Source organism: Calderihabitans maritimus (assembly GCF_002207765.1).
Lineage (GTDB): Bacteria > Bacillota > KKC1 > Calderihabitantales > Calderihabitantaceae > Calderihabitans > Calderihabitans maritimus.
The window spans coordinates 1-10823 of the sequence record NZ_BDGJ01000201.1 but is presented as its reverse complement, the minus strand read 5'-3'; the positions used below and the strand labels follow the sequence as shown (position 1 = coordinate 10823).

Here is a 10823-nt window from a genome sequence, read left to right as displayed (position 1 = left end):
TTCCTTAGCTTCAACAGCGAACAGCGCGTTAAATTTATCTATGTATTGAGTCAAGAACTCATTAGCTTGCTCTAAAGAGGTGATACCGGCAATTTTAAACTCAACCGGGAGCCTGCTTTGGAGAGTTTCCCATAGGCGTTCCACCCGGCCTTTGGCCTGAGGAGAGCGTGCAGGGATAAGAGTAATTCCCAGTTCATTCATAGCTCTTCCAAACTGGGTATCTTTGACCACCTTACCGGCAAGCTGTTCTTCAACCGTAAGCTTGGAAGCTTTCGGGGATTGAAATATGGAATGTCTATCGGCATAAATGCTAGCAGGAATACCGTGTTTTTTGAGGATTTGCCAGGTGATCTCAAAGTACCCGTGAAGGCACTCATTTTTAGTGAGGTAAAGGCCGACAATTTTGCCGGTAGCATCGTCAATAGCACCGTGGAGGGCAAACTGTTCTTTAGTACCGAACCACTCAAAAGGAGAGGCATCCATCTGGATGAGGAGGCCCTCCTGCGGTTTTCTCTTTCTGCGACGGTGGGGTTTAAATCTTCTCCGTTTTTTGGGGCTTTCAATACCAGCCTCAGTCAAAATTGAGTACAGGCAGGAATAGCTTAGAATGATACCTTCATGTTCTGCTAGAAGTTCTTGAAAATGTTTAAAATTGGCGTCTTTGTAGGGTTCAGAAAGTTTTAAAGCGATAATCTTCTCTTTAGTTTCCTTAGGGATTGCATGCTTGGGTGAACGGCCAGTATTTTTATGGATCAGAAACTCCGGGCCTTCTTCCATCACTCCTTTTTTTAGACGTTTAACCTGGCGTTCACTCAGGTCTAAACTTAGAGCTGCTTCCCTGACCGTGATGTGGCCATCAATGAGGGATGAAATAACACTAAACCTATTAAGTTGTTCTTGGGTCATTAGATAACGCACCTCGTCCTTCATAGTGACATTTTATCACGATAGTTTACATGGTGACATTATCACAAGATAAACACAAGTTAGTCCAGGTACAGGTTGACAACGGGAGATAACAGTAATACAATATCAATAATTACTAAGAAAGAGGTGTGCTGGATGCAGGAACATGATAATTTAGTAGTCTTGGTGGATGAAGAGGGACGGGAACACGAGTTTACTCTGGTGGATGTTCTGGAGCTGGATGAAGAAAGGTACGCTATACTGCTGCCGGAAGGCGAAATCGAGGAAGCGATTATCTTAAAAATGGGTACGGATGAGAATGGAGAAGAAATACTATTCGACATAGAAGATGACGACGAGTGGGAAATGGTAGCTAAAGCATGGCAGGAACTCGTCAATCAGGAGGACGGATATGAACAATAAATAGAGCCTGACAAGGCTCTTTTAATTTTGTCCGTCCTGTATCATCTTCCGGCCGGATGAATACAAATAAGATTAGGTCCGGTCTGGGCAGGTGATAGTGGTTGGCTGTTAGCGCTTTCCGCCGTCATGTTCGTATATTTTTCGGGACCGTTCTGCTTATTCTTTCTATTTGGTTTTTGTCGGTACACAATCAGTGGTTAGTTCCTTCGGAAAGGATTCATGCAGGGGTCCATGTCAATGGATTTAAATTGGGAGGGTTGTCGGCGGAAGAGGCTGATAGTATTTTAAGGAAGTTAGCTGAGCACTGGGAAAGGAATTTAGTTATTCTTTTGCATGGGGAGAATTCATGGCGGGTCACCTACGGAGAGCTGGGAATTGCTCCTGACTTACAAAAAATTATTGATGAAGCGCTGGCAGTTGGCAATGAAGGTTCTTGGTTATCTCGGCTCAGGGAACGCTGGCATGCTGGGAAAAAAGGCTGGTCAATAGGAATCACCTGGAAAATGGAAGAAGAGCAGGCCAAAGAAAAAATTCATGTATTGACCCGTGAACTGGAAGTACCTCCCCAAGATGCCCGTCTAGTAGTTAAAGAAGACGACACAGTAGAGGTTATTCCCTCACGACCAGGAAGGAAAGTGAACCTGGATAAGGCGTTGAGAGATTTACGTGCTTTACTGAAGGCTTCCGGGTCAAATGATTTATTGCTTTTAAAACTGGAAACGGTAGAAGTGCCCGAGCGTATCTCCACTCAGGATATTTTGAATATGCAGATTAAAGGACTTATTGCCTCCTACAGTACCGGATTCAATCCCAATAACAAAGAACGCGTGCATAACCTACGGTTGGCCGCAGAGGCGCTCAACAATTACTTAATTGAGCCTGGAGAAATTTTTTCCTTCAACACGGTGGTGGGTCCGAGGACGGCAGTTAATGGTTACAAAGAAGCTTTAATCATAAAAAATAGGGAATTCGTCCCTGGGATGGGTGGCGGTGTCTGTCAGGTTTCATCAACTCTCTATAATGCTGCTCTCCGGGCCAACCTTTCCATTATTGAACGGAGACGACACTCGTTGCCGGTCAAATACGTTCCGTTGGGAACAGATGCTACGGTGGCATATGGACTAATAGATCTGAAATTTCAAAATAACACAGGTGGTCACTTGTTAATACGGACTCGAGTAGACCGCGACCGGCTGACGGTAAAAATTTTTGGTAACCCTGAAAACCAACCGAAAGTAACTATAGTCAGCCGGGTTATAGAAACCATGCCACCTAAAGTATTGTACAAGGTTGATACGGGCCTCCCCCCGGGTAAGAATTTGGTGGAACGGGAGGGAACTCCGGGGTATAAGACCGAAGTTGTCCGTATAGCACGGGAAGGTAATAAAGTGGTGAAAAAAGAAATAATTTCACGAGACATTTATCCGCCTGAACCCGCCATTGTGCGGGTTCCGCCACAAAAGTCAAGCGATGTTTCCAACTGAAATCAGGGGTATAGATATCAATTTTCATTTTACGACTCCTGGTGGGGGACAAAGGTTGTGAAAAAAGGCCGCAAGATGTATAATATGCGTGTAGAGTAAAAGGAACAGAAACTGGAGGAACTGCTCATGGATGCTAGTTTGCCGTCTTCACCTAGCTCGCAAGCACCTCATTCGCCGCAGCCGCAGGAGAAGAAGAGTTTTAGGGCGAGGTTATTAGGGGTAGTAGTTTTTTTCTTGGCCTTTCTAGCAGCATTTGGAGGGTATAGGTTTTATATCTTTCTCACTCCAGTGGCGGAAGCTCCAGCTGCGGAGGTTGCGGTGTTTATTCGGCCTGGTTCGACAGCCGGGGAAATTGCCCGGCTGTTGAGAGAAAAAGAAATAATTCGGAGCAAGGTTGTTTTTGAGCTCTATGCGCGAATTAAAAACCTGGATAAAAACTTGCAGGCTGGTGAATACATATTTAGTCCGAACCAGTCAGTGCCGGAAATTGTTGCTAAGCTAGTGCGGGGAGATGTTAAGACTTATTCTTTTACTATTCCTGAAGGTTATACAGTAGAGCAGATTGCCTCCATGCTGGCGAAAATGGGTTTGGTAGACGAAGAGAAATTTTTGCAGTTGGCCCGTGAAGGAGATTTCCCCTATTCTTTCCTCCAGGGTGGGGAAAATGCCAATTACCGGCTGGAAGGATTCCTCTTTCCCGATACTTATAACGTTCCCAAGGGGCTAACCGAAGAGAAAATTATTGAACTGATGCTGCGGCGTTTTGCCGAGGTTTATACACCGGAACTGCGCCGGCGAGCTACTTATCTCGGTTTCACCGATCGGGAAATCATTACGCTGGCCTCCATAATTGAAAAAGAGGCTAAACTGGATGCAGAGCGTCCCCTGGTGTCAGCAGTTTTTCATAACCGGTTAGAGCGAAATATGCGGCTACAGTCCTGTGCTACCGTGCAGTATCTGTTGGAAGAACCGAAAGAAGTTCTTACTTATGATGACCTTAATATTGAATCGCCCTACAATACCTATCGCCATGAAGGTTTACCTCCCGGACCCATAGGGTCGCCGGGAAGGGCCTCCATTGAGGCAGCGTTGTATCCTTCAGATGTTCCTTACCTTTACTTTGTGGCCAAAAAGGACGGTTCGCACATCTTCAGCACCACTTTGACAGAGCACAACCGGGCCAAGGCCAAATATCTTCATTAACCATATCTCGACTAGCTGTTGGGAAGTGAGTGTGGCAACTGCCACACCTTTTCTTTAGGTACCGGACGAATAGGAGAGGTGACGAGAATGCAAAAACCGGAACTTTTAGCTCCGGCGGGTAACCTGGAAAAGTTGCAGATGGCTGTCTTGTACGGTGCAGATGCTGTATATTTTGCAGGAAAACGATACGGGCTTCGCGCTTTTGCCGGCAACTTTACCCGAGAGGAAATACGCAAGGGAGTCGATTTTGCCCACCGGCATGGAGCCAAGGCGTATGTCACGGTAAACATTTTTGCTCACAACCGGGATCTGAACGGCTTACCTTCCTATCTGGAAGAGCTGGCTGAGGACGGAGTGGATGCCATCATTATTTCGGATCCCGGTGTATGGCGGATAGTCCGCCGGACAGTCCCACAACTCCCGGTTCACCTCAGCACGCAAGCTAATACTACCAACTGGTCTAGTGTGCTGTTTTGGCAGGAACAGGGAATTAAGCGAGTGGTACTGGCCAGGGAACTTTCCCTGCAAGAAATACAAGAAATAAGAAACAGGGTTGAGCTGGAACTGGAAGCGTTTGTCCACGGAGCCATGTGTGTCTCTTATTCCGGGCGTTGCCTGCTCAGCAGTTTTTTAACGGGACGCAGTGCCAACCGGGGGGAATGTACGCACCCCTGCCGGTGGAAGTACCACCTGGTGGAAGAAAAACGTCCCGGTGAGTATTTACCGGTTTTGGAGGATGAGAGAGGAACGTATATATTCAACTCTAAGGACCTTTGTATGCTGGAATATATACCCGAGCTGGTAGCGGCCGGGTTGGACAGTTTCAAGATCGAAGGGCGGATGAAAAGTGTTCATTATGTGGCTACGGTAGTAAAGGCTTACCGGCAGGCTATTGATGCTTATATATCGAATCCTGAGGGTTACCGTTTGGATCCGCAACTGATGGAAGAAGTGAGGAAGGTGAGCCATCGGAAATATACCACGGGCTTTTATTTCGGCAGACCCGGAGCCGAAGATCACCGGTATACTTCTTCTGCGTACCTGCGCCTTTACGACTTCATAGGTGTGGTGCAGGAATACGATCCGGTAAAGGGAATGGCATGGGTGGAGGAGAGAAACCGGTTTCAGGTAGGTGATGTGGTGGAATTTACGGGTCCTACCTCCGGTCCCTTCCGCTGCAGAATTGAGCGGATGGAAAATGAAGAAGGCCAGTTAATTGAAGCGGCAGTACATCCCCGGCAGTTAGTTAAGATACCTGTTCCCTTTCCTCTTGAACCTTACAGCCTGATGCGGCGAGTTCCGGAGGCGAGTAACTGATGGAGGCTATCTTAGTTCAAGTTAACCCAAAAGAAATAGATTTTTTGAATAAGATTATAGAAGGTTATGACGGGCTGGCGATGGTAACCACAGCCGATGCGAAGGAAGGATTGGTAGAGGTTCATGTTACCCCTGATACACGCGAGGAAGTTATAAGGATATTAGAGGATTTCCCCGTTCCGGTGAAGATACTGAGGCGGTAAGCGATGCGGTTGATATGAGGCTATTATTCCCGCTCCATTGTGCATGGGGGCAAACGGTGTTAAAATATACTGGGAGGCGGGAATAATGAAAAGGGCAGCAGGTGCTCTGATTTTGTTAATGGCTTTTTTAGCGGTCGGTTGCAGTATGTCGACTGACCCGACGGAGTACGACGGTACGGTGGCAAGCCCGCTGCAGGTAGAGACCTTTGACTTTCAGTATAAGAAGATTGTGACAGAGCTACGACGGCTGAACCAGATGCGGGAGGAGGCCCTTAACCAACTGTTGAACGGTGAGAGCACCAAATTTGATGCCAATGCCGTCTTCCGCTATGTGAAGGAGAATGCCCAGGACCTACTTCAACAGGCTAAAGAAATGGAAGCGCCAGGACACCTGGTCAAAATAAAAGAGGTTTTGGTTTCATCTTTTGCCTACTATATGGAAGGGCTGTCTGATTTGCGAGAGTATCTGGATAAGGAGAAAAAAGCTTTACTTGAGGAGGCCGACGGTAATTTTCAAGAGGCTACGCGTTTGCTAGATGAAGCACGGGAAAAATTAGAGAAGGCCAAAAAAATAGCTGGACTTAAAGACGACAAACCGTGGTAGAAATGCTACCATGGTTTTTTTATGTATAAATATATCTGTTTCAGTTAACGTTAATTATTACCAAATAAATTCAGCAGGTGAACAGAATGAATTCCCGGCGTTTGATTTTCCTCGCAGGTTTGTTCTCGATACTGTTTTTTCTATTGGAAGCAAAGCTCTTTTACCTTCAAATTGTTAAGGGTCAAGAGCTGGCGGTTCAGGCCATCCAGTATCGAACGGAACTCTTCCCCTACGAAGACTATCCCCGCGGCGATATCGTTGACCGCTGGGGTCGGAGCTTAACGGATCGGGGAGAAAGACCGGTAGTTGTAGTTTTCCCTGGTATGATAGAAGACCGGGAAAAAACAGCTGAAAAGTTGGAAGAAATATTGGCCATTCCCTCCGCGTTCCTGATGCGGCGAATGTCTGAAATTGAGAGGGAGAAGTCGGCTCAACCCTTTGTCCTCAAAGTTAATGTGGATTCCCAAATGGTTAGAGAATTACAAAATTACCCAATACCTGGAGTCTATTTACTTCCCATGATAACCAGATACGGACCCCGTTCCGTTGCCGTGCACGTAATCGGTTATGTCGGTAGCCAAAAACAGAAAAAACAAACGGAGGGTTCCGAAGATGTAGGCATAGAAACGATATATGAGGATGTGCTCAACCGGGGAAGCCACCGTTATTACTGGCGGGCACTGGTAGATGCCAGGGGCAGGTTGATTCCCGGCTTGGGATTTAAAAAAATAGCCAGCTCAGAAGATCATGTTCCCCGCAACCGAGTAGTTCTGACTATAGACCGGGAGATCCAGGAGATAGTGGAAAGGGCCATCGATAGCTGGGTGAAAAAGGGAGCTGTGGTAGTTTTAGATGTAGCTTCCGGCGATGTGCTGGCTATGGCCAGCCGCCCCGCTTTCCATCAAAATTGGTTAGACAACGGTTGCCAACCGGAGCCAGGCTCTTTTGTCAACCGGGCATTGGAACCTTACCACCCGGGCGCCATTTTGAAATTGGTAGTGGCTGCGAGGGCTCTGGAGGAGCAGGTGAACGGGTGGCAGTTGATAGGATACCCCCAGACGAAACCTTTTAGAGCTGGGGCAAAGGTAGCGATTAAGGGCTCCTTGGGGCAAGAAGAATTCCTTCTAAGCCCTTTACAGGCGGCCAACTTATTGAGGACGGTTGCCCGCGGCGGGCTTTACAGCCCGCCCCGGCTAGTTTTAGAAATTCAAAACGGGAGCGGTGAGGTGACTAAGTTTTTTGCCCTGCCTCCTTCCCAACGGGTCATGTCCTCAGGGACGGCTGATCAACTGCAGTTAATTCTTAAACCAGTCTTTCTTTCCCAAAGCAAGTTTCAGGACCGGCAGGGGAATTATTATGCGGCAGGGGTATCCGGAAGAAATACATATATAACTGTCCCGAGCGAAGCGGCCAACGGTACAGTTTTGCCTCAGACAGTAATTCCCGACTGGTTTGTCGGTTATGCGCCATTGGAGAATCCCCGTTATGCTGTGGCCGTTTTGGTAGAGGAAGAAAAGTTTGATGGCTATATGGCAGAACAGCTCTTCCGCTATATTCTAAAAGAAATTTTGGAAAAAGAGTCCGTGAGGGCCGAAGCCGGAAACCCGTGAACATTAACCCAAAACGTCAGCTAGAAATATGTTAAAATAAAATAGAAAAATAACAGTGGAAAAGGGTGAACGATAATTCTCGAGCGACGGGAAAATCCGAGACTGGAAAAGGCCATTCTGGTAGGTGTTGCTGTGGCGACGGAAAATTCAGACCGGGTGGCTGTGGAGGAATCCTTACAAGAACTGGCCCAACTGGCAGAGACTGCCGGGGCAAAGGTCGTGGATAAAATTATTCAGAGGAGAAGAAAAATAGACAGTGCCTACTTTATTGGGGAGGGACTCGCCCGGGATTTAGCTGCCCGGCGGGAACAATTGGGGGCAAATCTAATAATTTTTGATGAGGAATTATCGGGAACCCAGACCAGGAACCTGGAAGAGGTTACAGGAGCCCGGGTTATAGACCGCACGGCTTTAATCCTGGACGTTTTTGCCCAGAGGGCCCGAACCAAAGAAGCCCAATTGCAGGTCGAACTGGCTCAACTTAAATATCGCCTTCCCCGCCTAGTAGGTACGGGATTAAGTCTTTCTAGGCTGGCCGGTGGTATTGGAACGCGGGGCCCTGGAGAGACCAAGTTGGAGACCGACCGGAGACATATTCGCCGCCGCATATCTGCTATAGAGAAACAGTTGGAACAGGTACGGAGGAAACGGGCGGTCCAGAGACAGGGAAGAAAAGGTGCTTTACCGACAGTAGCTATGGTAGGTTATACCAACGCGGGGAAGTCAACGCTGCGCTACGCTCTTTTAAAGGTGGCGGCGGCCAAACCGGTAAAATGGGAGAATGAAGATGCCGGAACTAACAAGCTATTTGCCACTCTGGATCCCACCCTCCGCGGAATTATCTTACCTCACGGGCAGAAAGTTTTGGTCAGCGACACAGTAGGATTTATCAATAAACTACCCCACCAACTGGTGTCGGCTTTCAAAGCGACTCTGGAGGAAGTAGTAGAAGCGGATTTGCTTCTACATGTTGTGGACGCAAGCAGTTCCAGCTATGAACGGCAAATGAACGTAGTTTACCGGGTATTGAAGGATTTGGGAGCTGCGGATAAACCTCGTATTACCGTGTATAATAAGATGGATCTGGTAGGCGATACGCTGTTGGTACCTCCTCCGGATAATTCCCCTTATGTACGCGTATCAGCCTTGAGAATGAGCGGTATTCAGGACCTTTTGTCCGAGATGGAAAAAATGCTGAGGGAGCCTCTGTACCGGTTAGAACTGGAAATACCTTACGATCAGGCTTCTGTTCTCTCCCAGATTTATGAAAAGGGAGAGGATGTATCGGTAAGCTTTGAAGACAATGCAATAAAGGTAAAAGCCTTTGTTAAAGAAGAATTCCTGCAACGATTAAAAACGGGATGGTTAAAAAACAAGGCTGATTTCAAAATAGCAAGCCCCACTTAGGGGCTTGTTCTATTTTCTGGTAAAATATTTCACTTATTTTTTAAAAAGAGCCGTTCATACTAAGAATTGGTGATAGTAATAAATAACATTTATCTGAAGGAGGGAATTTGGTGGCGGAAAGAAATAGAGCGAAAATGAACGCTCGCGTCAGCGTTCATGATTCCGTTCAGGAAATGTACGAAAGAATTAAAGCTGATGGCTTGAGTAATGTCTGGGATCGTTTTAATCCCCAGGAGACAATCCGGTGTGATTTTTGTTTGCGGGGTGTCAGTTGCCAGCTTTGCACCAATGGCCCCTGCCGAATTTCTGAGAAAGCTGGTGCTGTCCTGGGAGTTTGCGGAATTGATCCCAATGCTATGGCTATGCGAGATATGCTTCTCCGCAATGCCATGGGCACTTCTACATACACTCATCACGCCTACGAAGCGTATCGCACTTTGAAAGCTACAGCTCAGGGGAAAACTCCTTATAGTATTACCGACAAAGACAAATTAATGTGGCTGGCGGGGATGGTTCAGATTGATCGCTCGGGAACACCGGAAGACGTTGCTGTCCGCCTAGCGGATTTTTTAATTTGGGAACTTTATCGAGACTATGACGAGCCAGGGATGATGATCGAAGTATTCGCTCCTGCCCCGCGGAAAAAAGTATGGCAGGACCTGGCTATCTTTCCCGCCGGAGTCATGCATGAGATTAAGGATGCAGTTGCCAGTTGTCTCACCAACGTAGATGGAGACTATTTTTCCATGGCCCGCAAGGCTCTACGACTAGGAATAGCGACCATCTACGGCGCTCAAATCGGTTTGGAAGTGGTACAGGACATTCTTTTTGGCACGCCTGTGCCTCATGAGGTGGAGGTGGACCTAGGTATTTTGGACCCCGATTATGTTAACATAGTTTTTAACGGGCATGAACCATGGGTGGGGATAGCCGCTATCTATGAGGCCGGAAAACCTGAAGTACAGGATAAGGCTAAGCAGGCCGGCGCCAAGGGGCTTCGGGTTATCGGTTCTATAGAGAGCGGCCAGGAAGTGCTACAGCGGTTCCCTATGGATGACGTATTTAGGGGTCTAACTGGAAACTGGCTGGCGATCGAGCCGCTGCTGGCTACCGGTGCGGTAGACGTATTTGCCATGGATGAAAATTGCTCGCCTCCCTGGCTGGCTCCTTATGCGGAGAAATACGGAGTAACCTTGGTATGTGTATCTGACCTGGTCCGTATACCTGGAGTGGTTAAACATTTGGATTATAAGCCCACCGAAGTAGCTGAACAAGCCCGACAACTGATTGATTGGGCTATAGAGAATTTCAAAAACCGCAAGGGTCGGATACAGCCCAAGGTTCCTGGTCGAGTGCAGAAAGCTATTGCCGGGTTCTCTCCGGAAGCAGTGTTAAATGCGCTGGGAGGTAACTTAAACCCTTTGCTGGAGGTTATTAAAGCCGGGAAAATTAAAGGTGTAGTGGCTCTGGTAAACTGTACCACCCTGTCTACAGGGCCTCACGACTACATGACTGTTAATATGGCCAAAGAGTTGATTAAAAGAGATATACTCATAGTAAGCGGTGGTTGCGGCAATCACGCGCTGGAAGTGGCAGGATTGTGTAATCTTGCCGCCCTGGATATAGTTGGACCGGGTCTTAAAGAAGTTTGTGGCAGTTTAAAAAT

At 47.4% G+C, this 10823-nt stretch carries 10 protein-coding genes; 9 read left to right on the top strand and 1 reads right to left on the bottom strand.

Annotated features, from left to right (window positions below; all coding sequences use genetic code 11):
• On the bottom strand, nt 1–906 hold a 906-nt coding region (locus KKC1_RS14880; protein WP_088555215.1), incomplete at its 3' end, for an ISNCY family transposase.
• Nucleotides 907–1062: 156 nt separating this feature from the next.
• Between KKC1_RS14880 and KKC1_RS14875 the strand changes: the two genes are divergently transcribed.
• The 9 genes from KKC1_RS14875 to cooS form a co-directional block, all read left to right on the top strand.
• Nucleotides 1063–1329 (top strand): DUF1292 domain-containing protein, encoded by a 267-nt coding sequence (locus tag KKC1_RS14875; protein ID WP_088555214.1) that lies wholly within the window; start codon nt 1063–1065, stop codon nt 1327–1329.
• A 101-nt stretch (nt 1330–1430) separates the two neighbouring features.
• A complete protein-coding gene (locus KKC1_RS14870; protein WP_088555213.1) occupies nt 1431–2813 on the top strand; it encodes a VanW family protein in 1383 nt (460 codons plus the stop codon).
• A 126-nt stretch (nt 2814–2939) separates the two neighbouring features.
• Nucleotides 2940–4016 carry an endolytic transglycosylase MltG gene (mltG, locus tag KKC1_RS14865; RefSeq protein WP_088555212.1) on the top strand — a complete coding sequence of 359 codons (1077 nt, stop codon included), beginning with the start codon at nt 2940–2942 and terminating at the stop codon, nt 4014–4016.
• 87 nt (nt 4017–4103) lie between these two features.
• Nucleotides 4104–5333, top strand: a complete 1230-nt coding sequence (locus tag KKC1_RS14860; protein ID WP_088555211.1) for a peptidase U32 family protein — start codon at nt 4104–4106, stop codon at nt 5331–5333.
• On the top strand, nt 5333–5536 hold the full coding sequence (locus tag KKC1_RS14855) for a DUF4911 domain-containing protein (RefSeq protein ID WP_088555210.1): 204 nt from the start codon (nt 5333–5335) through the stop codon (nt 5534–5536). Before KKC1_RS14860 ends, KKC1_RS14855 begins: the two co-directional genes overlap by 1 nt.
• A gap of 85 nt (nt 5537–5621) precedes the next feature.
• The gene (locus KKC1_RS14850) at nt 5622–6140 is read left to right on the top strand and encodes a Rossmann-fold NAD(P)-binding domain-containing protein (protein WP_088555209.1); all 519 of its coding nucleotides are present in this window, start codon (nt 5622–5624) and stop codon (nt 6138–6140) included.
• 86 nt (nt 6141–6226) lie between these two features.
• Entirely contained in the window at nt 6227–7750 is a 1524-nt protein-coding gene (locus KKC1_RS14845; protein WP_088555208.1) for a penicillin-binding transpeptidase domain-containing protein, read from the top strand.
• Between the two features lie 72 nt (nt 7751–7822).
• On the top strand, nt 7823–9157 hold the full coding sequence (gene hflX, locus KKC1_RS14840) for a GTPase HflX (RefSeq protein ID WP_088555207.1): 1335 nt from the start codon (nt 7823–7825) through the stop codon (nt 9155–9157).
• 134 nt (nt 9158–9291) lie between these two features.
• Nucleotides 9292–10823, top strand: a 1532-nt coding sequence (gene cooS / locus KKC1_RS14835; protein WP_088555216.1) for an anaerobic carbon-monoxide dehydrogenase catalytic subunit, incomplete at its 3' end; no start/stop codon positions are given.

Bases quoted from the DNA above. Each gene is read 5' to 3' on its own strand.
- KKC1_RS14875 (WP_088555214.1), top strand. From the start codon at position 1,063: ATGCAGGAACATGATAATTTAGTAGTCTTGGTGGATGAAGAGGGACGG.
- mltG (WP_088555212.1), top strand. From the start codon at position 2,940: ATGGATGCTAGTTTGCCGTCTTCACCTAGCTCGCAAGCACCTCATTCG.
- KKC1_RS14860 (WP_088555211.1), top strand. From the start codon at position 4,104: ATGCAAAAACCGGAACTTTTAGCTCCGGCGGGTAACCTGGAAAAGTTG.
- KKC1_RS14855 (WP_088555210.1), top strand. From the start codon at position 5,333: ATGGAGGCTATCTTAGTTCAAGTTAACCCAAAAGAAATAGATTTTTTG.
- KKC1_RS14850 (WP_088555209.1), top strand. From the start codon at position 5,622: ATGAAAAGGGCAGCAGGTGCTCTGATTTTGTTAATGGCTTTTTTAGCG.
- KKC1_RS14845 (WP_088555208.1), top strand. From the start codon at position 6,227: ATGAATTCCCGGCGTTTGATTTTCCTCGCAGGTTTGTTCTCGATACTG.